This is a genomic window from Bartonella numerosa, assembly GCF_037070845.1.
Taxonomy (GTDB): domain Bacteria; phylum Pseudomonadota; class Alphaproteobacteria; order Rhizobiales; family Rhizobiaceae; genus Bartonella.
The window spans coordinates 35,247-59,116 of the sequence record NZ_JAYMZI010000002.1; the positions used below are offsets into that span (position 1 = coordinate 35,247).

At 42.3% G+C, this 23,870-nt stretch carries 20 protein-coding genes; 9 read left to right on the plus strand and 11 right to left on the minus strand.

Translation table 11 applies throughout. The features are described 5' to 3' along the window. Positions 1–152 precede the first annotated feature (152 nt). Entirely contained in the window at positions 153–1,106 is a 954-nt protein-coding gene (locus tag WCP75_RS01400) for a Gfo/Idh/MocA family protein (RefSeq protein WP_336276478.1), read from the plus strand. 52 nt (positions 1,107–1,158) lie between these two features. Continuing rightward, positions 1,159–2,277: a DegT/DnrJ/EryC1/StrS family aminotransferase gene (locus WCP75_RS01405; RefSeq protein WP_336276479.1), complete on the plus strand. Its 1,119-nt coding sequence runs from the start codon at positions 1,159–1,161 to the stop codon at positions 2,275–2,277. Between the two features lie 176 nt (positions 2,278–2,453). On the opposite strand, the gene WCP75_RS01410 is transcribed toward WCP75_RS01405, so the two are convergent. After that, positions 2,454–3,116, minus strand: coding sequence for a hypothetical protein (locus tag WCP75_RS01410; protein WP_336276480.1), 663 nt, complete (start codon positions 3,114–3,116; stop codon positions 2,454–2,456). Positions 3,117–3,142: 26 nt separating this feature from the next. After that, complete coding sequence (locus WCP75_RS01415; RefSeq protein ID WP_336276481.1) at positions 3,143–3,739, minus strand: DUF1134 domain-containing protein; 597 nt, start codon at positions 3,737–3,739, stop codon at positions 3,143–3,145. A 214-nt stretch (positions 3,740–3,953) separates the two neighbouring features. On the opposite strand from WCP75_RS01415, the gene chpT reads away from it, so the two are divergent. After that, positions 3,954–4,592, plus strand: coding sequence for a histidine phosphotransferase ChpT (chpT, locus tag WCP75_RS01420; RefSeq protein WP_336276482.1), 639 nt, complete (start codon positions 3,954–3,956; stop codon positions 4,590–4,592). Positions 4,593–4,774: 182 nt separating this feature from the next. Here chpT and ctrA read toward each other — a convergent pair whose 3' ends face one another. Continuing rightward, positions 4,775–5,476 (minus strand): response regulator transcription factor CtrA, encoded by a 702-nt coding sequence (gene ctrA, locus WCP75_RS01425; protein WP_336276483.1) that lies wholly within the window; start codon positions 5,474–5,476, stop codon positions 4,775–4,777. A 605-nt stretch (positions 5,477–6,081) separates the two neighbouring features. On the opposite strand from ctrA, the gene WCP75_RS01430 reads away from it, so the two are divergent. Further along, positions 6,082–6,468, plus strand: a complete 387-nt coding sequence (locus WCP75_RS01430; protein WP_336276484.1) for a flagellar export protein FliJ — start codon at positions 6,082–6,084, stop codon at positions 6,466–6,468. A gap of 128 nt (positions 6,469–6,596) precedes the next feature. Here the strand turns inward: WCP75_RS01430 and sciP are convergent, their stop codons facing one another. Beyond that, positions 6,597–6,872, minus strand: coding sequence for a CtrA inhibitor SciP (sciP, locus tag WCP75_RS01435; protein ID WP_336276485.1), 276 nt, complete (start codon positions 6,870–6,872; stop codon positions 6,597–6,599). 347 nt (positions 6,873–7,219) lie between these two features. Here sciP and mnmA point away from each other — a divergent pair, with 347 nt between their 5' ends. Both mnmA and WCP75_RS01445 read left to right on the plus strand, forming a co-directional pair. Continuing rightward, a complete protein-coding gene (gene mnmA, locus WCP75_RS01440) occupies positions 7,220–8,449 on the plus strand; it encodes a tRNA 2-thiouridine(34) synthase MnmA (protein ID WP_336276486.1) in 1,230 nt (409 codons plus the stop codon). Positions 8,450–9,671: 1,222 nt separating this feature from the next. Further along, on the plus strand, positions 9,672–10,583 hold the full coding sequence (locus WCP75_RS01445) for a cation diffusion facilitator family transporter (RefSeq protein ID WP_336276487.1): 912 nt from the start codon (positions 9,672–9,674) through the stop codon (positions 10,581–10,583). 75 nt (positions 10,584–10,658) lie between these two features. On the opposite strand, the gene WCP75_RS01450 is transcribed toward WCP75_RS01445, so the two are convergent. From WCP75_RS01450 to WCP75_RS01470, 5 genes are all read right to left on the minus strand, one after another. Then, complete coding sequence (locus WCP75_RS01450) at positions 10,659–11,561, minus strand: metallophosphoesterase family protein (RefSeq protein WP_336276488.1); 903 nt, start codon at positions 11,559–11,561, stop codon at positions 10,659–10,661. A 239-nt stretch (positions 11,562–11,800) separates the two neighbouring features. Beyond that, complete coding sequence (locus WCP75_RS01455; protein ID WP_336276489.1) at positions 11,801–13,897, minus strand: glutamine amidotransferase; 2,097 nt, start codon at positions 13,895–13,897, stop codon at positions 11,801–11,803. Then, the gene (locus tag WCP75_RS01460) at positions 13,894–16,698 is read right to left on the minus strand and encodes a DUF4159 domain-containing protein (RefSeq protein ID WP_336276490.1); all 2,805 of its coding nucleotides are present in this window, start codon (positions 16,696–16,698) and stop codon (positions 13,894–13,896) included. The genes WCP75_RS01455 and WCP75_RS01460 overlap by 4 nt, the downstream gene beginning before the upstream one ends. Next, on the minus strand, positions 16,695–17,606 hold the full coding sequence (locus WCP75_RS01465; RefSeq protein WP_336276491.1) for a DUF58 domain-containing protein: 912 nt from the start codon (positions 17,604–17,606) through the stop codon (positions 16,695–16,697). The genes WCP75_RS01460 and WCP75_RS01465 overlap by 4 nt, the downstream gene beginning before the upstream one ends. Then, positions 17,606–18,637 (minus strand): AAA family ATPase, encoded by a 1,032-nt coding sequence (locus WCP75_RS01470; protein ID WP_336276492.1) that lies wholly within the window; start codon positions 18,635–18,637, stop codon positions 17,606–17,608. The genes WCP75_RS01465 and WCP75_RS01470 overlap by 1 nt, the downstream gene beginning before the upstream one ends. 259 nt (positions 18,638–18,896) lie before the next feature. Here WCP75_RS01470 and WCP75_RS01475 point away from each other — a divergent pair, with 259 nt between their 5' ends. After that, positions 18,897–20,153 (plus strand): CCA tRNA nucleotidyltransferase, encoded by a 1,257-nt coding sequence (locus WCP75_RS01475; protein WP_442894934.1) that lies wholly within the window; start codon positions 18,897–18,899, stop codon positions 20,151–20,153. A gap of 197 nt (positions 20,154–20,350) precedes the next feature. Here the strand turns inward: WCP75_RS01475 and WCP75_RS01480 are convergent, their stop codons facing one another. Beyond that, positions 20,351–20,818 carry a tRNA (cytidine(34)-2'-O)-methyltransferase gene (locus tag WCP75_RS01480; RefSeq protein ID WP_336276493.1) on the minus strand — a complete coding sequence of 156 codons (468 nt, stop codon included), beginning with the start codon at positions 20,816–20,818 and terminating at the stop codon, positions 20,351–20,353. Positions 20,819–21,127: 309 nt separating this feature from the next. Here WCP75_RS01480 and WCP75_RS01485 point away from each other — a divergent pair, with 309 nt between their 5' ends. Then, complete coding sequence (locus WCP75_RS01485) at positions 21,128–21,565, plus strand: PRC-barrel domain-containing protein (RefSeq protein WP_336276494.1); 438 nt, start codon at positions 21,128–21,130, stop codon at positions 21,563–21,565. 91 nt (positions 21,566–21,656) lie between these two features. Here WCP75_RS01485 and ychF read toward each other — a convergent pair whose 3' ends face one another. Further along, entirely contained in the window at positions 21,657–22,760 is a 1,104-nt protein-coding gene (ychF, locus tag WCP75_RS01490) for a redox-regulated ATPase YchF (RefSeq protein WP_336276495.1), read from the minus strand. A 262-nt stretch (positions 22,761–23,022) separates the two neighbouring features. On the opposite strand from ychF, the gene WCP75_RS01495 reads away from it, so the two are divergent. After that, positions 23,023–23,769 carry a L,D-transpeptidase gene (locus WCP75_RS01495; protein WP_336276583.1) on the plus strand — a complete coding sequence of 249 codons (747 nt, stop codon included), beginning with the start codon at positions 23,023–23,025 and terminating at the stop codon, positions 23,767–23,769. The last annotated feature ends 101 nt before the right edge of the window (positions 23,770–23,870 follow it).

Here is a 23,870-nt window from a genome sequence, read left to right on the forward strand (position 1 = left end):
TTATCCTTTGCGGATATAAGCGGGTATAAGAGGTAGGACAGCGGTATGTCAAGCATCGTTTTTAAGCTTTTCTCTTGTCATTCCATTTTATCCCCGATATGGAGTATACGAAAGTATGTTTTTTGTATGACTAAGTAAGGTAAGGCATAAAAATGTTGCCACGTATAGCGGTCTTAGGATGTGGGGCTTGGGGTGAAAATCATGTGCGAACGCTTCGGAGTCTTGGGGCTTTGGCAGCGGTTTCCGATGCTGATTTTAATCGCGCTGAAAATTTTGCTAGCACGTACGGCGTTGAAGCTATTAGACCCGATGATCTCTTCGTTAATAAAAATATTGATGCTCTGATTTTGGCGCTACCTCCGCAGTTTCACACAGAAAATGCACTACGCGCCGTTGAAAATGGCAAGGATATTTTGGTTGAAAAGCCAATTGCTTTGAATGTCGCGGACGCTGAACGACAAATCCGCGCCGCCAATCGATATGGGCGGATTTTTATGGTAGGCCACGTTTTGCGTTTTCATCCTGCTTTTGAAAAAATGTGTGAATTAGTTACAGAGGGAAAAATTGGTGATGTACGCTATATTTATTCTCACCGACTAGGATTTGGAAAATTTCATACAAAAAGCGATGCTTTGTGGGATCTTGCTCCCCATGATCTCTCGATGATTTTGGCCTTGGCGGGGTGTGAGCCATCCGAAATTCGAGGAGAGGGGGCCGCTGTGGTCAATCAGCTTTCCGATTTTTCTCACGTCCATATGGCTTTTCCAAATGGTGTATGCAGTCACCTCTTTTCTTCGCGTCTCAGCCCTTATCGTGAAAGACGTTTGGTGGTTGTTGGTACGAAGGCTACACTCGTTTTTAATGATGTGGAGCCGTGGAGCCGTAAATTGGCACTTCATCGTTTTTCTGTTTGGAAAGAGGATAAAAGGTGGGCTTTTGATGCCGATGAGCCGAATTATATTGACATTCGCGAAGATTTGCCGCTTACCTGCGAACTGCGGCACTTTCTTCATTGTATTAAAACGCGTCAACTGCCTCGCACAAATGGCGGTGAGGCTGTCGCTATTTTGCGGATTTTGGCTGCTGCTGGTATCAATTATCGTTAGATAAAAGGGGTAATAGTGCTTTTGCATTATTGTGGTGATCAAGGGAGTTAGTATGCAGTTCATAGACCTTGGGGTGCAACGTGCGCGCATCGAAGACAAAATTAACGATGCAATTGCACATGTAGTGGCTAGCGGGAAGTATATTTTGGGGCCAAAAGTAACAGAATTTGAAGAAAATTTGGCAAATTATCTTGGCGTCAAGCATGTGGTGGCATGTGCCAATGGGACCGACGCTTTGAAGATGCCGCTTATGGCTAAAAATATTGGTTCAGGTGATGCCGTTTTTTGTCCTAGCTTTACGTTTTCCGCAACTGCTGAAGTTGTCGCTTTAGTCGGGGCGGAGCCTGTTTTTATCGATGTGATGCCTGATACCTTTAATATTGATGTTGAAAAGCTTCGTGAAGCGATTGAAATGATTAAAAAAGAGGGACGCCTCAAACCAAAGGCGATCATTGCTGTTGATTTATTTGGGCTACCCGCAAATTACGCCAAAATCGCTGCAGTAGCCGCGGGAGAGAATCTTCTCGTGATCGAAGACAGCGCCCAATCAATCGGCGGCAGGAGAGGAGACGTTATGTGCGGTGCCTTTGGTGATGTAGCCGCGACAAGCTTTTATCCCGCTAAACCATTGGGCTGCTATGGCGATGGGGGCGCTATGATGACCAACGATGACGACTTGGCAGAGCTCCTACGTTCTATTTTGTTCCATGGAAAAGGCAAAACGCAGTATGACAACGTGCGCATCGGTCTGAATTCGCGCTTAGATACAATCCAAGCCGCGATTTTGTTGGAAAAACTTGTCATTTTTGAGGATGAAATGGAAAAACGTATGACAATCGCTCAATATTATTCCGATGGCCTGAGAGATATCGTCAAGGTTCCAGAAGTGGAGGAGGGAGAGCGTTGTGCCTACGCGCAATATACTATTAAGGCGGAAAACCGCGATAAATTGAAAGACTATCTGCAAGAAGTCTCTATTCCTACAATGATTTATTACAAGACTCCGCTGCATCAGCAGCCAGCTTATAGGCACTTCCCTTATGTAAAGGGATCTCTTTCTGTTTCTGAAGCTTTGGGTGATTGTGTTTTAAGTTTACCCATGCATCCCTATTTAAAGAAAAGCGAGCAAGACATGATTATCCAGCGAATAAGGGACTTCTATCACGCTTAAAGAGCGTCTTTATCTTAAAAACTTTATCTCTTCCATATGTTTAGGTTCTTTTCAAGCTAGAGCAAAAATTACGAAAAAATAAAAAATGCTCTGTTAATGAGAAGAACCTTCGTTATTGGAAGAGATGATGGTTAATTCATTAAAAGACCCCGATCGAGTTGTTCTAAGCGGAAAATTTACGTAATAGCCTTTTTAGAGGTGCGAGCTATTTTTCGACGAACACGTGATGCTAAATCATTTTTTCTTTTTGTGCTTTGTATTAAAGTGTTGATGGGTGATGATGCACCTTCTTGCAGAGCAACTTGGGCTGCTAGTGTTGCGGCCAATTCTTTTGTTTCTTCACGCAGTTCATCCATGGTTTTTTGGTCAATAGTAGCACCAGATTCATTCGTTTGAATCTTTTCTAAACGTTGTAGATAGTGAGCAATTTTTTCGCGCATAATTCTTACCTCCGTTATAAAATTATGTGTTGCGAGGGCATCCTGTTCGTTCTTTTCCGTACCAGGCTCTTTTCTACGACGGGAACGAGAAGCGAGTCGCGTAGATAGACATAATTTATAAAGTTGCTCTGTCGTTTGGCTAAGTTGTATTTTTTGTTGGGAGTATTTTTTCTGCAAAGAGCTATATTTTTGTTCGTTTTGCACCAATTCCACAGCATGTTTAGCTCGGAGAAAATCATAGCTTGCTTGCATTTCGGCAGCTGATAATGGAATTTGTGCAGAAACAAATTTGTGTGCAAAGTAAGTGGCTCTGCGCCAAATAAGAGGGGCGAAAAGCACCAACAACCAACAAACGGAAGAAACTCCGAGAATAAAAAAAAGAAATGATTGAATAAACATAAATTCCCTTTTTAATGAATATCCATTTAAAATGGATTCCATGTTGGTGTAGGCGTCAATTTTAGGTATCCTACATTAACACCGAGGCGCGCACCAATTCCTGTACGGATTGGTATCAGTAAGGCATTGTTCCGCTTAAGGACGTGGAAACCAACGCCTGCAATTAAGTAGGCTGAGCCTGAAATACCGCCATAGCGTCCCCATAAATTATTTATATTATTAAGATCATAAACTAAGATCATTAAACGGGAGCCTTGGCCACCAAAATCCCACCCAACAGAGGGACCTTGCCAAAAAACTTTATGCTGACCATTGAGTTTTGTAAAAATCTGTCCTTCTCCGTAGGTTAATCCGGCGAAAAAAGCACCGGAGGCTTCTTCACCTAAAATATAGGCGGTGGGATGACCGTATTTCGAAAAGATATTTTCGATTGCAACCGCTATACCACCTGCAGTTTTTCCAAAAAAAATGTGACCAGAATCGATAATCTCTTGCAGAGAATAGTGTGGCCCACCTCGCTCTACTGGGCGGGGTTGAGGTTGCGCAGAATTTACAGTTACAAGTAAAAGGAAAGTTAAAAATATGATTCTTTTACGCCAGCATAACAGGAGATAGGAGACCATGACATTTTTTCCTTTTATTGGTTATAAACAAAGAATATTAGCATTTTTATTTGACGAAAATAAAAAAAATAGGTGTAGAATTATTTAACTTACTGAAATCATTCTTAAAAAAAACTTACCACGATCGTTAAAGTTCCATATATTTTATGCATTAAATGTTAAGAGTTTCATTGCAAGACAGTCTTTGTTTTTAATTTAGGAGTCAACAATAACTATGATGTTAACCAGTTCTTTGAAATCTATCGATCTTGCTGCTTTGCTTTGTAGCCGTATCTGCCATGATTTGATTTCACCCATTGGAGCAATTCAAAATGCGATGGAACTCTACGATGAAGGAGGAGCTGATGAAGATGCCTTGCAATTGGTGCGTTGGTCTGCTGCAAATGCTTCTGTGCGCTTAAAGTTTGCACGATTGGCTTTTGGTTTTTCGGGGGCAGTGGGGCATCAGATAGACACAAGCTCTGCTGAGCAGATCGCTCAACAGTACATGAAGGAAGAGAAAGCAAGCCTAAAATGGCAAGCTCCTACGCTATGTTTGCCAAAAGATGAAGTTAAATTTTTGCTTAATCTATTGTTGGTTGCGAATGCAACAGTTTCGCGTGGAGGCGAGATAGTTGTTACAATTGTACAAAACAAAAATGAGCGCGTCTTTAGATTGGAGATTCGTGGCGATAGATTACGGGTTCCTTCTAAATTCACCGAATTATGCAATGGAAAAATTCAAGAAGAGTTTATCGATGCTAGTGTAGTTCAGTTTTATTATACGCTGTTACTTGCAGAGATAACGGGTATAGCAATAAATGTGCATGAGAGCGACGGCCAAGTTGTTTTAGAAGGTGAGAAGAAACTCTAAAAAGCGGCAACCCGGATTATCTATATGGGGCAGTCTATGCTTTTGGGGGCCACTTGCGTTTTCTGCGAAACGGTTTTTCGTAGAGTTCTTTTAAGCAAAAGAACTGAACAGAAACAAAAAAATCCCGGCCTCTACCCCGAGATTTTACAGTATGTATATTCTATAATACACTGATTGCCACTCTAGGCAGTTTTGCGCGCATTCCCCTCAACCGGATCACGTAGCACGTAGCCGCGTCCCCAGACTGTATCAATGTAGTTGATTCCAGAAGATGCGGCTTCCAGTTTTTTTCGTAGCTTACAGATGAAGACATCGATAATTTTAAGCTCCGGTTCATCCATTCCACCGTAAAGGTGATTTAGGAACATTTCCTTGGTTAGCGTAGTACCCTTGCGCAGAGACAAAAGCTCTAACATTTGATACTCTTTACCAGTCAAATGGACAGGGCGTCCTGCGACCTCGACTGTCTTTGCATCAAGATTAACGTTGAGGTCACCAGTAACAATAACCGACTGTGCGTGACCTTTAGAGCGACGCACGACAGCATGAATACGCGCAACAAGCTCATCTTTGTGAAATGGCTTAGTCATGTAATCATCAGCTCCAAAGCCAAAACCCCGCACCTTGTCTTCAATAGCTCCCATACCAGAAAGAATGAGAACGGGGGTTTTTATTTTCGCCAACCTCAATGTCTTCAAAACATCGTACCCCGACATGTCGGGCAAATTCAAGTCAAGCAAAATTATATCGTAATCGTAGAGCTTACCTAAATCAACACCCTCCTCACCTAGGTCTGTGATATAAACATTAAAATTCTCTGACTTCAGCATTAACTCAATGCTTTGAGTCATTGCCCTGTCATCTTCAATTAACAACACGCGCATCTTAGATCCCTCACTTCGCTCCTCTGGAATCAAGCGGAGCTGCTTCGTTCTACAACAGCCGGTAGAATCACTGTTCACAAAAATTATTCACAAAAGTAAACGCCTACCTACCACAAAGCGCCCACAAACATTTCAGCAGCATAGCAAAACCCACTGCTCAATTCCCCAGTCTACGACAGTCTTTCACTATGTATGATAGTGGTTAACAAAACCTTTTTATTTTTAAAAGAGGCTAACAAAATTATTTTTGGTAAAGTGCATATTTTCCATTAAAAAATGGTCCCCTCATAAACGATGTTCTTTTATACAGCGTTCAGTGACCCCTTCCTTTTTTAAATTATGATAGCTTTGCCAAAATTCTTTTTTATAATTATGGCATTTATTTACCGAGCTTTAAATCTCTCTATTTTATGATGGGGGTGAGATCTTGTAGTGGGGATAAAGGGTAAAAGCGTAGTTATTGCTCCTTAGGGTAGTTTGTATGTTTGCAAACGCTTTAAGAAGAGTCAAAAAAACTATAATTTCATTTTTTCTTCAAGATGCAATGAATGTGCATAACAGCGTGAGTGCGGATGTGGGGCCGGCGCAATCAGGGAGTAGTGGGTATGAAGTCACGAGAAAGTATGACGCGATTAAAGTTGTTTCAGGTACGTGGGAAGCGTCGCGAAATTGCACAACTTGGAATGATGATCACAGAATTTGAGCGAATGGTGTCGGAGCTAAACGAGCAGATTGCGAGTGAAGAACATAAGTCTGGAAATAGTGATGTTCATCATTTTGCTTATCCGGCTTTCGCGCGCGCAGCGCGACAAAGACGCGATAATCTTGTGAATTCGATCCGTGATTTGCAGCTCCAGAAAATAAACGCTGAAATTGCCCTCGACGAAGTTGATACAGAGTTGCGACGTGCGCAACTTTTTGAAGTTAGGGAGAGTACTGAAGTAGCGGATGATGATAGTACTTTTAGGCAGCCGAATTCCATGACCGGATAATGAAGGCAGTCGTTTGGGGATAAAGCCTCGAGGCTTTTGTGTGGGGAACAAAAACAGCCAAACTCTGGAGGAGCTCGGCTGTTTTATACAGCATCCTAGAACTGCCGTTTATTATCGTCGACTGGCAGTTAGTGCCTATAATCTTGGATTTTAGTTGTCCTCAACCCAGCCAAGCCGTGCTCATCAATTAAACTCTGCCATGAAAGAAATTCTTCTACAGTCAGGCTGTAGCGCTGACACGCCTCATCAAGACTTAACAATCCACCTCTGATGGCTGCAACAACTTCGGCTTTGCGTCGAATCACCCAGCGCCTCGTTGTTCTCGGAGGCAGGTCGGCGATCGTGAGTGGGCTTCCATCTGGCCCAATAACGTATCTTGTTTGTGTCTTTGTTAAATCAGTCATTGTATCCTTCCACCTTTTTAAGGAGCTGACACACTGATAAAACAGGAACTTTTAAAAAAAGCTAAACGCATCATACTTTAAAAGGAAAAAACGCGCAAACCAGCCCTTTCATTCAAAAAGCGCGATGCAAAGCAAAAAAGGTAACCCATTATAATTATTGATCGGATTTTTTATAAAGGGAAAAAAACATTTTATTTTGTGTTTTAATTTACGTCAATTTTTTTGGTTTTTAGTTGTTTTTTTTAGTAAGACTATTGATTGTAGAAAGGATAAAAAAATAATATAAAATGATGAGTAGTGGGCATAAAATGCCGGCCGGTGGTGTGCATTGAGTAGAGAATGGATATATGTCTTTAAATAGTCTTGATTTGCTGGGACATCCTGGGGATTCCCGTGTTGTTGTCGCGATGTCCGGAGGTGTTGATTCGTCGGTTGTTGCGGGGATCCTGAAAAAAGAAGGCTACGATGTGGTCGGAATTACGTTGCAGCTTTACGATCATGGAGCTGCGACGCATCGTGTGGGAGCGTGTTGTGCTGGTCAAGACATTGAAGATGCACGTCGTGTGGCTGAGATGCTAGAAATTCCTCATTACGTTCTTGATTATGAAAAACGATTTCGCGAAGCTGTAATTGATCCTTTTGCAGAAAGTTATGCACACGGGGAGACTCCTATTCCGTGCGTGGCGTGTAATCAGACCGTAAAATTTGCAGATTTGTTGGCAACTGCGCGTGAGTTGGGTGCGGACGCTTTAGCAACGGGCCATTATATTCGCAGTCGTCCTCACGGCGTCCACCGAGCACTTTTTCGTCCTCTTGATTCTCAACGTGATCAGAGTTACTTCCTTTTCGCTACAACACAGGAACAAATTGATTACTTGCGTTTCCCGCTTGGCGATCTTCCAAAGGCAGGTGTTCGAGAAATAGCTGCAGAAATGGGGCTTGTCGTTGCCAATAAGCATGACAGCCAGGATATTTGTTTTGTTCCACAGGGAAAATATTCTGATGTTATCACAAAGTTGCGTCCAGAAGCTGCAAATCCTGGGGTCATTGTGCACATTGATGGAAAAATTTTGGGAGAACACTCGGGAATTGTTAATTATACTGTTGGCCAACGTCGTGGTATCGGTGTTGCGACCGGTGAGGCGCTTTACGTGGTATATCTAGACGTGGAGAACGCGCGTGTTATTGTCGGTCCGCGCGAGATGCTGGAAACGCATAAGCTGTTTTTGCGTGACGTAAACTGGCTTGGTGACGAGAAGTTGGATGATTTTCCTGCTGATGGTGTTGAAGTGGCCGTAAAAGTTCGTTCGACACGCCCTCCGCGTCTGGCTCGCCTACATTATAAAGGGGGGGGGTTTTCTGTCGATTTATTGGAATGTGAAAGTGGTGTTGCTCCAGGGCAGGCTTGCGTTTTTTACGATGAAAACAGTAATGATGCGCGCGTTCTTGGAGGCGGCTTTGTTGCGCATTCAAAACGTGCAGCCAGTGCTGAGATGATGTTGCAGCGTGTTTTGTGCGATCTTGAGACAAAAACGGTATCTTCCTCTGAACTTAAAACAGATGCTTCTTGTAAATGAAGCCTACGCGCTTGTTAAAAATTTTATAATGTTGCTGATCTCAGCGCTTCGCGCATTGAACGTTCTGATGGTTGTACCAGCAGGGTTTCGGTCAATTTTCTGCGAAGCGGGTTGTGTCTAACATTTCTGGTGATAATGCTGTGATGATTAGCGAATGCGCAACACAAGAATTATAATGTTGTCCGGGAAATCTTCTAACAACAGCAGCACTCCGCATCCATTGATATCTGATACCGCAATGAATGTAGAAACTTTCAGCGTTATTCATGATGCGTTTTGGAGTACAACAACTGAGGATATTAGCTGTATTCCCCCTTTTTAGGATTGATATGAACCTGTCACTATGGTTGCCGGCAGAGAAAGAGATTCTTCCGAACTTGAAAATATAAGGATAGCACTTTTTTCAGCAACAAATTGGTGTTCTTTTACAAGAATATCCTTTAATCGATGTGACAATTCTCGGATGTTGGTATCAGCTTTGCAGATTATTGTGGCCCCCGAACCCACAGAGAGATTCTGATATTAGTTTTCTAATTATCAGATCTAGGCTGTTTTCTTTGCTTCTAAACGAGAAAAAATTACTATTTTTTAACTTATAGTAGAATTTTTATTGACATTCCACAACCTTAGGTATAGTGTGCCGGGCAATAGGTGCGGTGCGATACGTTTTGGTTGCACTCGTATCAGGCACGGGGTCTTAGGTCCCCGCTATTTCCTGAGTCCCGTGCGCCTTTACTTGCTAAGGGAGAAGAATCTGGGTCCCCCAATGCCCAGATTCTTTTTTTCCGGCTAATTTTTTTGACCACGACGAACAGTTTCGGTTTTTTTCAGTCGTAATAGTGTTTTTGGGTAAGGAAGTCAGATTGCGGTGGGACGCGAGGGGCATTCTCGTATTTCGGAAAAACATGCCGGTCAGCATAGTCATCACATGAAGGTCGGTAGATTCGTCAGTACAACGCATTTTCGTAAAAAGACGAGAAAATGGTAAATGACGCCTTTGGGGTGCTGTTTGTTTTTTCGAAGTGGTGTCTCCATATTATAATCGTTGCGTTGTAGTAGAGCCCGGAAAAAGGGCATTTTTTCGCGTGATAACAGCGAGACGGGGGTGCTTTACTGTATTTCAGAATTTTTACGACGGGAAGTATCGGTGGCACTTCAAGTATATCGTAGGTCATATGATTGAAAACATCGTTATTTATTCATTCAAAAGTGGTGCACGGTTATGGGTGTCAAAATCAATGTACAGGATCTTCCCTTATATTCTATTTTCATCGCTTGTATTGTTTTTGCATTGAAGTATCTTGCGTACCATATTACCGGCTCGGTTGCTCTATATTCTGATGCGTTGGAGTCGGTTGTAAATATACTTTCGGCGTTCGCAATGTGGTTAGCTATCAAAGTCAGTTTGAAGCCGGCGGACCAAAATCATCCCTATGGACACCATAAAGCTGAATATTTTTCTGCTATCCTTGAGGGCACACTGATCATCGTCGCGGCAGTAATGATTTTAAGAGAGGCGTGGATGGCCCTCTCAGCCGTTGAATTATCATTACAGGAACCCGGAATATGGCTCGTTATTCATTTTGTAGCGAGCATCATAAATTGTGTGTGGGGTTGGGTTCTGATTCGGCAGGGAAAAATTCAACGTTCACCAGCTCTTAAAGCGGATGGGACGCACTTCATAGCAGATTTTTTTACTTCGCTTGGCATTTTAATTGGTTTGATTACAGCGTTTTTTGGTAAATTAGCTATTCTGGATCCGATTTTGGCAATAATCGTTGCCATTAATATTTTTTTTCAGGGAGGTAAGGTAATTCATGACGCTATTCAAGGATTAATGGATGTCGGAGTTGAATTAAGTGAAACTATACGGATTCGTAATCTCATTTCTGCAAATGCAAACGGGGCACTCGAAGTACACGATTTGCGCACACGTGTTGCTGGTAGAGTCATTTTTATAGAATTTCACTTGGTTGTTCCAGCTACGATGCAAGTAGGAGAGGCACACCAGATCTGTGACAAGATCGAAAGCGCTCTGGAAGAAGAGTTCGATAACGTACGCACTTCCATCCACGTAGAACCCGAAAACGAAATTAAATCGCCTCCTCGTACAACGGTTACCCCCTCTACGTAACATGGGACCTTTCGTTAGTTAAGCTACTGTTCAAAGGGAACAGACAAAGAAGTCTCCCGACTCCCTTTCTGAACGCTAAAGGTCTATTTTCTCAGTGCACGCTATCTTGTTTTGTTTGTTGACAATACCGTAACGTTGCAGCTGACAATACCACCGATCATGAGATCGCTCAATAGAAAATAAGTTGAAGCCAGCTGGTGATCTCTTATCACCAAAGGCCTGCGATGCAGAAGCAACTCCGACTACAGGAATTTTTTTGGTTTTTCCTTCTATGGTATTTAACGTGGGTATATGGGTATGTCCGTGAAGAATAAGTTCGCAGCCGTGTCTTTTTATGAGCTCTAGGAAACGCCCTATGCCCCATAATCTTTTGTGCCAGTAAGTTGCGCGGTGAAAGGGAGGATGATGTATCATTACGATACGAAAGAGTTCACGTTTTTCAGCTTCGTTTAAAAGGTTTGATAAAATTTTTGCTTGTGCTTTTCCGAAATACCCAGATGCTTGAAAGGGCGGTGTAGCAATGGCTGAAGAAGCACTTATGATGGCGATATTATCGCGGATGCGCATATAAGGGAAGGGAGAAGTGCTTTTTTGAGGAAGATCACCTTTGATCCAAGGTTGGAAAATCGTGCATGCTTTTCGGAAGGCACCGCAAACATAGGCATCGTGATTCCCAAAGGTCAAGGAAATGTTTTGAGGGCTACCTTGGTTGAGCAGCCAATCATACGCCTGTTCAAATTCCTTATCTAAAGCAAGATTGACAAGATCACCAGAAATCACGATATGGTCAGGCTTTTTCTCGTTTAAGGTGCTTACTAAGGCTTCCAAGACATTTGTTTCCATTTGTCTCTTACGCTTTTTTTGCCAATTAAGGTAGCCAGTAAATCGTTTCCCAAAAAGCTCAGATAAGGAGGGTTGTGGCAGAGGTGAAAGGTGTAGATCTGATATATGGGCAAGGTGAAACATGAACAACAGCATAGCGCCGAAAACAATTTAAGCAATGAAATAATATAAAAAAAATTTGTGTATTAAGGGGATAAGAGAGAACTATTTAGCGAGAAAGGTTCTTTGAAAATATTCGAAAAACCCTTGTAAAATTCATATTTTTTCTCTTTTAGTGACAAAACAATGAGGAACACAGTGGGTCATAACTTTTATCCCGAGAGCGGATTTTACGCGGATCGCATTTCTTCAATGTAGCTTTTCTTCTCAGGATTTTAACGGCTTTCACGGTGCCACATACTGCTAAACAGTAAAAAACAAATAAGCAATGCAAAAAAACCGGAAAATACGGAAAAATATGATACACCAATTAAACGGGTTTCTGTCGCTGCTCTCAAAACGATAGAGTGGTTAAAGGGAGGAGCTTTTTCTGCCGGTGATCGGAGTAACTTGATAGGAGGAAGGTTGATACCTTTTTTCTCTTTGCGATGTAAACGCACGACATGTCCACCGGTATGTTCACTGATGGGAGTCAATTTTTCTTCCGTTGAGATTAAGTCAAACGATTCAGGATTGTCTAACGCTCCCACAGAAGAAAGCACCGTTAAGTTGCCGCTCTTTATGGTAAAAATCCCTGTTTCACCTGTATCAACTGTTGCCATAAATACACCTTCTTTTTCCTTGCTAAGGATCAAAGTTTCTTTTTTCCCAGAGGGGGAGGTAACTTCTACTGATTCAGGAAGATCTCTGAGTGTTTGACGGCGAACGATTAAATGATTTTTGTCGCTTGTGGCAGTTAATTTTTCTTCTTCAAGTCCCGGCTCTTTCATGAGCCAGTGAAAGATTCTGCGGTAAAGAGCTGCATAAGGGCCTCCGCCTTCAAAGCCTCGAGCCCAAAGCCAGCTCTCATCAGAAAGCAACATCCCCACACGTCCTTTTCCAACATGAGAGAGAATTAAAAGCGGTTGCTTATCGGCTCCCTCCATAAGAGAAGTTATATTGTTTGCATTCTGAATCGCAATTTGCCGTAACCATCGTCCCCACTGAGAAGCTGGATGAGAAGGTGTTGCGATATCTCGCGTAACAGGGTGTCGTTCACCTTCTTTTGTTATTGTAGGACGAAAAGGTTTTTGAATAATAACACCATTTGGTAACGCTGGTAGGATGCTTATTAGAGGGGTTTTAGCAAGAGAGTACTCTTGGGTAAATTCAGGTCCTGTTACCATGAGCAATGCACCACCATTTTGTACATATTGAGCGATGTAATCGTAGTAGATTAGCGGGAAAACAGTGGAATGTTGGTAACCATCGAGGATAATGAGATCAAAATTATCAATATCTTCGACGAATAATTTTGTTGTGGGAAATACCACGAGTGACAACTGATCCAGAGGCGTGTTATCGGCTTTTCCAGGGGGACGAAGAACGGTGAAGTGAACGAGATCGATGTTCGAATCACCTTTCAGAAGGTCACGCCATGTGCGTTCACCATTGTGGGGCGCACCTGAGATGAGAAGAACGCGCAGATTTTCTCTGATACCCTCAATTATCGTTATGGCACGGTTATTTTCAAAACTTAATTCACCTTTATGCGTATCAGTCTCTACTTGAATGATATTTTTTTCTGTGTGGGGAAGGATAATTTCAGTTTGAAAGATAACACCAGTAGTCACAGAATAATGGCCAATTTCTTCGCCGTTAACGCTTATGGTAATGTTTGCCTGCGTTGGCTGCAGTTTTGGGGATTGGCCTTTATCTTCTACCAAAATAGAAATGGGCTGTGGCTTATTAACAATGGCGAAGCGGGGAGGAGAAACAAATTTGATTTGACGATCAAACTCGTCTGATCTTCCCGTTATGAGAGCGTTGATAGGAGCTTTATGATAGAGGTCTGATAAGGATGGTATGTCGTGCACTTGGCCATCAGTGATCAAAATTGTCCCTGCGTAACGAGATGGTGCTACATCAGATGTAGCTTGTGCTAAGGCGTGAAACAAGTTTGTTGTAGGCGCATATTGATTATTTCCAAGTTTTCCGGCGTAAATAAAGCGTGGCTCAAATTGCGGATAGCGAATTAGTGCATTGATTAATTGTATGCGCGCTTCTTCGCTATCATTTGTACGCGTGTCAAACGTTTGGCTCTGACTGTGATCTATCACAATACCTACAGTGCTTTTGAGTGGTTCGCGTTGCTCTTTTACGATTATTGGGTTAAGTAAGGCAATAGTGAGTGAGGCCAACGCCATGAGGCGAAACAGGGATCCTTTACGCTGAAAAATAAGACCAATAATTACAAAAACAGCAGAGATTCCTCCCAATAAAATGACCAAAGAAACAGGTAAAAAAGGCTGAAAAGTTAAGAATGATGTCATTGCCTTCCCTCTCTGTTAAAGCGTTCCAATAGCGCGGGCACATAAACTTGATCTGCCTTATAATTTCCTGTGAGCACATACATAACAATATTCAATCCTGCACGAAATGCCCACAAACGTTGCATAGGGTCGTTGGAAATAAGTGGATATTTCCACATTCCTCTTTCGTCTAATGCCCAAGCACCAGCAAAATTATTAGCAGTAATAAAGAGAGAACTTACATTATCGCCGGCAGGGGCGTTTGCACCGTTTTTACCCACTGACGACGATATAACCCACAAAGGAGAATCATGGTAGAGACCAGGGAAGTTTGGCATGATATAAAAGGAGCGCGAAACAACGTGCTCGGACGACGCCGGCTCAATATTCGGAACATCAAATCCCTTTAATATCGTCCGTAATCTTTGTGTTGCTGGAGTAGTATTTTCCTCAAGACTGAGGCTGGAACTTATTTGATCGCGTGTATCAAACAACACAGCTCCACCATGATTCATGAAATTATTTATTTTTTCAAGGCTTTTTTGTGTTGGAAAAGGAGCATTCGGGTCAATTGGCCAATAAATAAGAGGATAAAAAGCAAGTTCATCTTTATCGAGATCAAGCGCTACTACGGGGCCTGGGGATAGCATTGTACGCTCCGCAATAAATTTGCTGAGTGCTTCCAGTCCACTTTTACTTGTTGCATCGATTTCACGATTATTAGTTACGACGTAAGCAAGGTGAGTGGCTCCAGCCGCTTGTACTATGGCAGCTTCATCACGGTTCACCGCATTTTTTGCATGAATGATTGGTGCAAATAAAAGTAAGGCGGTAAAACTTATTATGAGGGATAAAAGAAAGAATATATTGCGTCGCCGGCTGAGAAAAAAAACTCCTCCCATCCGCAAAACTAAAAAATTGTCAAGGGCAAATAATAACACGGCTAACCCTAAAAGCGGACCAGTAAAGTGTTTTTCTTTTGCGTCATAAGATAATGGTTTTTGGCTCAAGAAGAAAGGCGGTTGGGCTTGCTTAATTAAGCGCGATGAATGGTCAAACAGATTGAGCGCGTAAAGATTGTTTTTAGAGCCGTAAAATCCAGGTGGGGTATAATAAGAGGGAAGAGAAGGGTTTTGTGCATCAATGATGAGTGGAACAACATGAGAAGGGGGTATTTGTAATTGACCATTAGCATCCAATGTTTTCCAAGGGTGCTGTATCACTTTTGTTGTTATCTGTGTTGGGTTTTTGTTTTCATAGGAGCTAAGTGTAATTAGTTTCCGCAACATTTGCGCAAAAAAACCAGAAAGAGGGAGATTTGACCATGTAGGGTCAGGTGCTACGTGGACGAGAACGATCATGCCCTTTCCGCGATGAGCTGCTGTAACAAGAGGAGTCCCATCAGAAAGGCTAAGCCATGTTTTTTCAAAAATATCTGGGCTTGGTTCTGCCAGGATTTGACGTGAAACAGTAACATCTTCTGGGAAAGGGAGATCAAAGAAGAAGCTATTTTGCGCAAAAGGTGCAAGTTTTTGCGGTTTAGCCCAGGACATAACGCTTCCAAGAAGGCGTTTTCCAGGACGCAGTGGCACTGGAAGTAGAGTATCATGGCGTTCGGCGGTACTTAATTTTTCCCCTGCAAAGCGGATAAGTGTTCCTCCTTTATTTACAAAATCAGACAGTTTATCTTCCGCTTCTTTCGACATATTGATAACGTCGCCCATAATGAAAACAGAGGGGCTTTGTTTAAGCAAGTGATCAATATCAACTGAAAGCTCTCTTCCTCCTGCTGTTATGAGCTGTGTGTGGCCTTGTAAGGCTTTAGTAATGTAATAAAATGGAGAAAGCAAAGGTTGTGCCATTTCATTTATGCTTGGAGACAAAAGTGCTACACGGTTTATTCGATTGTGGCTGCTGACTAAAAAGGTCGCGGAGACATAAGCGTGGTCCTCAATTTTAGCCAACGCGATGTCATTACGTAGTTCAAGCGGCAGGTCAAAAGAAACGACAGTTGCCGCTTCTCCTTCACGAAAATTTTTCGTAAAACGGCCAAGGAATTGATTGTTCAGGTCGTAGAGATTTAGGTTGATTGCAGTTTCGCCACGCGTGGTTGCACGAATAATGTGTGCTTTGATGTTTCCATTGTCATTGTCTATGGCTGTTATGCCGACTAAATTGGAAATATCGGCTGAGTACCATAAGAAGGTCTTTGGCTTCAGTTGTTCCATAAGGGCAAAAGCCTGATCATCTTCGTTTGCGTGTAATCCATTACTTAAATAAGCAATATCAAAGGATTGCCCTTTATTCTTCTCAACAAATTTTCTTAATGTTTGCACACGGTTAACAGGCCAAGGTTTAGGCTTCAAATGTATCAAATATTGTCTAACAGCTTCTGCAGATAGCGGACCAATATTCGAAGCACCATTTTCGGCTGTTGCGAGAAAATAAACGTTTTTTTTGTGTTTTGCTGCTTGAGTTAGGATGGCTTCAGCAACAGAAACACGCTTTTTCCACTCTTTTGCGGATGCCCACCCGTTATCGATGATGAGTGCGAGGGGTTGAGGGCCAGAAAGTGTGATAGGCTCTTGATTCCAAACAGGTTGCGCTAAAGCGATAATAACCAGCGTTGCTATGGCTAGCCGTAGCAACAATAACCACCAAGGTGCGCGGCTTGCAGTTTCTCCTTGATTTGTGAATTTGGGCAAAAAACGAAAAGGAGGAAAAAGCTCCTTACGCGGGGCTGGGGGCATGATTTTCAATAGCCACCAAATCATTGGTAGGGACAATAGCCCCAATAAAAGCAGGGGAATACCAAAGCTCAAAGTGGCCTCCTCGTGGAAGATGAAGAGCTGTTCATTTTGTTCGCAAGCTGCAGAATAATTTCTGTTAAAGGTTGATCAGTTGTGCTTACCTGGTAAGTCCACCCTTGGTGTGAACAAAAATTTTCTAGTTTTTGTCGTCTTTCTTGATACAGTTTGCAATAGCGCTCACGTAGATTTTCCGCTTTTTTAAAAGTGTGCTTTTCTTTCGTTTCAGGATCAAAAAATTCCGTATGTCCTGTGTACGGAAAGCTTTCTTCTGCTGGATCAGCAACTTCAATTAAGTGCGCAGTGATTTGTTTAGTAGATAAAGTTTTTAAATCTTGGATAATCTGTTCAGGTGAATCCAGGAAGTCACTTATTATGATGAGCTGCGAAAAACACGTAATGACCGAAAAATCTGGAAATGGTTTTTCTGTCTGATGGTTTGTTAAAGCGAGTGCCATGCGTTCCATCACGTTAGACGCTATCGTGGGTGGCATTAAACCGGGGACTGCAATTCGTTCGCCACTTCGCGAAAGAAGCGTCGCCAATGCGAGAGCAAGGATGACGGCGTGGTCGTTTTTAGAATTTTTAGAAAAACGCGAACAATAGTGCATAGATGCACTCTGATCCGGCCATATCCAAACTGTCTGTATCGCTTCCCATTCATGTTCACGTAGATAAGTATGTTCATCACGTGCTGAACGGCGCCAATCAATGCGCGTAACGGGCTCTCCCTCAATGTAGGGGCGAAACTGCCAAAACTTTTCTCCACTTCCGCGTTTCCGCCGGCCATGCCATCCTTTTACGAGCGTATCTGCGATGAGGCGCGCTTGCAAAAAAAAACGCGGCATTTTCGCAACATCTTTATGCAGCCTGGAAGCAAGTGACAACGGAGGTTTTTTTGGGGTTTCTTTTCCAATAGCCATTAGAGAGTATCTTTCACAAGATTTTCTATGATATCCTTTACTGTTATATCTTTTGCACGGGCAGAAAAATTAAGTGCCATACGATGCTGTAATACTGGTTGTGCCAACTCTTTAATATCATCGAGTGAAGGTGCCAAACGTCCATGATAAAGAGCACGGGCACGGGCACAAAGAGAAAGCGCCTGCGACGCTCGAGGACCAGGTCCCCAAGCGATGTAAGCGTTTGCAAAGGCATTATCTTTATGAGGACGGGCCGAACGAACTAGTTTCAAAATAGCATCGACGATATTTTCGGAGATCGGCATTTTGCGGACAATTTTTTGAATTTTTTCCAGATTTTTTGCCGATAAAATCGGCTTTGCTTTTTGACTTACTTCCGCTGTTGTTTCTAGAATGATACGCCGTTCTGTCGTCAAGTCAGGATAATCTATGTCAATTTGCATTAAAAAACGATCCAGTTGTGCTTCAGGAAGCGGATAAGTGCCTTCTTGTTCGAGAGGATTTTGGGTTGCAAGTACATGAAAAGGCCTGGGTAATTCATAACGCGCACCTGCGACGGTTACGTGATATTCTTGCATAGCTTGCAAAAGAGCCGATTGGGTGCGTGGAGAAGCGCGATTAATTTCATCAGCCATTAGGAGTTGGGTGAAAACGGGTCCCCGAACGTAGCGGAAAGAGCGTTTACCATTTTTATCGGAATCCATAATTTCAGAACCGGTGATATCCGATGGCATCAAGTCGGGCGTAAATTGGATGCGCGTCTCTTCAATTCCTAGTACCGTTCCCAATGTTTCAACGAGACGCGTCTTGGCAAGCCCTGGAACACCGACGAGAAGGGCATGGCCACCGGCAAAAATAGCTGTCAAAGCGTACTCGATCACACAATTTTGGCCAAAAATAATTTTGTCAATTTCTCGTTGTAGAACATCCAATTGGTTGTGCGCTGTATCAATATCACCAACGGTCATTCGGTCTTCGTTGTCGCTATTGCCCTTCTGAATAGAATTGGATAATTTTTCATTCTGACTCATATTTTTTCCTTAGAGCGTTCATCGCAAAATTAGTAGCTTTTCGCACGATATTGAATATTTTATAATTTGTAGCAGAAAATGAGAAGAAAAGAAGTACAATACACTTATTTTTGTGTTCGTGTGTATGGATAACTCGCTTTTGGCGTGTTCTGCGTGTTGTAGTAAGAAATGTAATGAGAGTTTATCTTATTAAGATATCAGTCTGATTAAGGATATCGGTCCGAAAGAAAGGGCGGCCGCATTTTGTTTAAAGGGGTAAATGGTGAGCGTAGTGCAAAATTTCAGACATGCCGGTTGGTTGCAAGATCAGTGCATCCAAGCGCTTCTTCGCGTTTTGTCTTTAGATGGTGAAGAGGCGCGTGTCGTGGGTGGGGCGGTGCGCAATCAACTGTTAGGACAGCCAATTAGTGATATTGATATTGCTACAACTTGCTTGCCTCAGCAGGTGATGGCACGTGCAGAAGAAGCTGGGTTTAAAGCTATTCCCACAGGCATTGCATTTGGTACCGTGACGGTTGTTGCTGAGTCATGTTCTTATGAAGTTACAACGCTTCGCTCTGATATTGAAACAGATGGCCGCTATGCAAAAGTTGCGTTCGGCCGTGATTGGAAAAAAGATGCTGAACGGCGCGATTTTACGATCAATGCGCTTTATTGTGATGCTTCTGGACGGCTCTATGATACTGTGGGGGGCTTAAACGATATTCTAAGTCGAACGGTTCGGTTTATCGGTGTTGCAGAGAAACGAATCAGTGAAGATTACCTACGTATTTTACGATTTTTTCGCTTTTTTGCTTGGTATGGAGCAGGGCGGCCTGATGTACAAGGGTTGAAAGCGTGTGTTCGCTTGAAACATGGTCTACAAAAGCTTTCATCTGAGCGTGTTTGGGGAGAAGTGAAAAAACTCCTTTCTGCTTCAGATCCTATTCGCGCTCTTTTATGGATGCGCCAAAGCGGGGTTTTGAACTTTATTTTTCCGGAAACAGAAAAGTGGGGTATCGATGGGATCCACTCACTTGTAAAAGTTGAGCGAGACCTTGGTTGGAAAGTAGATCCGTTGTTGCGGTTAGAGAGTCTTCTCCCTCCAGACCCTCTACGTCTTCACGAAATGGCGAATCGCCTGCGTTTATCTAATAAAGAAAAAACACGATTGAGAGAATGGGCTGAGTTGAAATTAATTAGCCAAAATTGTTCGGATGATTTTGTACAAAAAGCGATTTATTTTCATGGTCGACAGCCGGTTTTAGATCAATTGTCCTTATCCATAGCTGCAGCGTATACGGATGTTCCGGAAGAAAGCGAGGTTTCACGAAAGGCAGGGAATTATATCAGGCTTTATCAGCTTGCTCAAAAATGGCAGATTCCAACTTTTCCTGTTAGCGGCGAGGATTTGATAAAAAAGGGCCTAGAGAAAGGCGCCCTTTTAGGGGAAAAACTCAAAGAATTAGAGAATATATGGGTTGAAAGCGGTTTTTTAATAAATCACGGCGAATTGTTAAAAAAAATTAAGTTATAACTCCATTTTTTATTTATTGTACGCTGGCTGTTGTTTAGTTTTTTATAGCGTGTCGAGGTCGTTCGATGGCGAGAATAAAACAGGGCTCTTGGTGGTGTTTTGGAGGAAGAGTAGTGCGTTCAGGTTTCATTCTCTTAAAGAGTGGTCCATCGTTCGCGACCGGGTTGCATTTTTTTCAGGAGAGGGACGGAGGGGTTCTATGTTTTTTGGTTGTAACCAATCTGGCGGAGTGCCTCCCCTGTTGTTATAGCAACACTCACCGCAAGATTTAGGGAGCGTGCACCCGTTTGCATGGGGATTTTTAATGCGTGGTCGGCAGCTTCATGGACGTAACTCGGGACTCCTGCCGTTTCGCGACCAAAAAGCAAGACGTCGTTTTTCTGGTAGCGCATCTCTGTATAACAAGTTTCAGCCTTTGTGCTCAAAAGAAGGAGGCGATGGTTGAAGTGTTTCATGGTACTTAAAAAACGCTGCCAATCAACGTGTCGCTTTAATGAAGCATACTCGAGATAGTCCATACCTGCCCGCTTAAGATTTCGATCCGAGATATCGAAGCCCGCGGGCTCAATAATGTGCACATGCAAACCAAAACAGGCACTTAGACGCAAAATCGTTCCCGTGTTACCGGCAATATCAGGCTGAAAAAGAGCTATGTGGAGCGTCATGTACGTACATTATGGTTTTAGTTTGCCACTTGTAAAGAGGGCTGTGCAGTTTATCTCGAGAATGTAACCCAAAAGCATACGGTTTTTTGCTTGGGTATTGCCTTTTTTGAGTTTCAGAAAAGGTTTTTTCGCATCAAATATTGAGAAATTAGGTAATTAATTAGGGTTGTAAAACCTCCTGAACACTTGAGAGTAAAACCGCATTAAGTGCAAAGGCAATTGAGAGACATTTACTTATAAAAGGCACGGGGAACGATTTTGATCGCAGTGCATTGAAGTTTCATAAAGTAAAAATGGAGATATCAAAAAATGAAAAAAATTGCATTTGCTACTACGCTTATTATGGCAGCTTCTAGCGTTTATATCCAGCCTTTAAACGCTTCTTCCAAGCCTGAGGCTGTTTCTTCAACAGGCATTGTACGGGTCAATTCAAATATGTCTGTACGTTATGTCGCGCCTCTAGCAACTGATTTTGTTGCTTCAAGTCTCATCGGTGCAGATGTATACAATATGGAAAACGAAGAGATCGGTGAAGTAAAGGATATTATTTTACGTGAAAATAGTATTATGGGGATCGTTATTGCTGTTGGTGGTTTTCTTGGTATAGGGGAACATTACGTCGTTGTTTCTCCGGAAACGGTCCAAATGACAAATGAGTATGGCACGTGGAAGATCATTGCTAATGCGACGAAAGATTCTTTAAAGAATGCCCCAGCATTCAAATATAAGGGGCATTGGAAAGACTGATATCGTTTCTTACCTTATCACAGCCACCATCATAGCGCATGGTGGCATTGTTTTTGCTTTTTAAGATATTTAAAGTGCTTAATAGAGTGCTTTAAGTATTGTGCTTAAACAGCATAATATCACCATCTTGCACGATATACTCTTTTCCTTCATCGCGAGCTTTTCCCGCTTCTTTTGCCCCGTTTTCTCCGCCCAACGCTATATAATCCTCATAGCTAATGGTTTGAGCGCGGATAAAGCCGCGTTCAAAATCTGAGTGTATAACTCCTGCTGCTTGGGGTGCTTTGGTTCCGCGCACGATTGTCCACGCTCGTGTTTCCTTAGGTCCACAAGTGAAGTAGGTAATCAAATCCAACAAACGGTACCCCGCGCGAATAAGTCGATTCAAACTTGGTTCGAAAAGTTCCAGAGCACTGAGATATTCCTTGGCTTCTTCGTTACTAAGTTGGGTGATTTCAGCTTCAATAGCGGCAGAAATAACAATACTTTTAGCATTTTTTTCTTTTGCCATTTCTTCAATTGTTTGGGTAAATTTATTGCCGTGAGCGGCATCACTTTCACTTACATTACAAACATAAAGTACGGGTTTGGAGGTCAAAAGATTCAAACTATCAAGGATGCAATGCTCTTCAGGTGAGATATCACTGAGCAATAACCGAACAGGGTTTCCTTTTTGCAGCAAATTTAATGCTGATTCCATTATGGGGAGAATTGCTAGAGCTTCTTTATCTTTCACAGTCGCGCGCTTACGCACTTGTATGATTCTTCGCTCAAGACTTTCTAGATCTGCGAGCATGAGTTCTGTTTCAACAGTTGTGGCATCAGAAACTGGATCAATTCGTTCTTCTACGTGAGTGATATCCTCATCTTCAAAACAGCGTAAAACATGAATAATAGCGTCAACTTCGCGGATATTAGCTAAAAATTTATTACCCAGACCTTCACCTTTTGAAGCACCGCGTACAAGTCCCGCAATATCGACGAAATTAATGCGTGTGGGGATAATTTCTTTTGAACCGGCAACTAACGCAATTTTTTCCATACGAATATCTGGGACAGCAACTTCACCAGTATTTGGCTCAATTGTGCAAAAAGGATAATTAGCGGCTTGCGCTATGGATGTTTTTGTTAATGCGTTGAAAAGGGTTGATTTACCGACATTTGGTAATCCGACGATGCCACATTTAAAACCCATCTTCTGCCTTCTTTTCTGTTTGGTTTTGATTTAGATAACACTTCTCAGCATTTTTTATAACACATTAAAAAAAGAGTTATAGTGCCTGGTTACTATGAAGACACAAAAAAATCTTTGCTAAGCAATAGTTAACTATTTATCCTCATATTCCGAATAGTTTTTACATTAATCATAATAAAATTTAACTTTAGTTGCTGATGGTGTATGAAGTTTTCCTTAATGTGTAAGTTGTAATGATGAATTAATCGGAGAAAATATGAAGATATTGTTTCGCCATATCTTTTTAATAGCGACACAGTTGGTTTTGGCTGCATGTGCCACGCCTCGCCCAGATTCTTCTCGACCGGTTTGGTACGTTCCAGAAGAGGTTCAAGCTTTGTACGGGCCTGTAACAAATGAGCCTTACTTTTTGCCTGCCGTTGATCTTTCGGTGATTGATCCAAAATTTTGGCGCCAGGAAGTAATCTATTATACATCGTATTCTCCTGGTACATTGGTCATAGATACCAGGGAACGTTTCCTCTACCTGATCGGTGAAAATGGGAAAGCTATGCGTTACGGTATTGGTGTTGGTAAGGAAGGGTTAGAGTTTGAGGGTGAGGGCATCGTACAGCGCAAGCGCCAGTGGCCAAGTTGGGTTCCGACCAAAGCAATGATGGATAGAGAACCAGAACGTTATGGACATCTGGGAAAGGGGATGCCGCCAGGTTTTGATAATCCACTGGGTGCGCGGGCACTTTATCTTTACAAAGATGGGAAGGACACACTGTTCCGTATCCACGGTTCAAACGAGGCATGGTCAATTGGTCAGGCTATCTCAAGTGGATGTATTCGTTTGCTTAACCAAGATATAATTGATCTTTATGATCGTGTACCTACCGGTGCTCGTGTGGTCGTATTACAGAATGACGAGAATGCTTTCGGTATTTCAAATCAGCAATTTGATTTTCATGCCCCACTATCACCGAATATAAATTCAGATGGACCTTTTGGTTACGGCAACTACTAGTACAATGTTCGGTTAGATGTATTCCATTTATTATTTAGCAATTTTTTTAAGAAGGAATATTCATAAAAATCGAATCAAAAAACATCAATTTGACACATAAA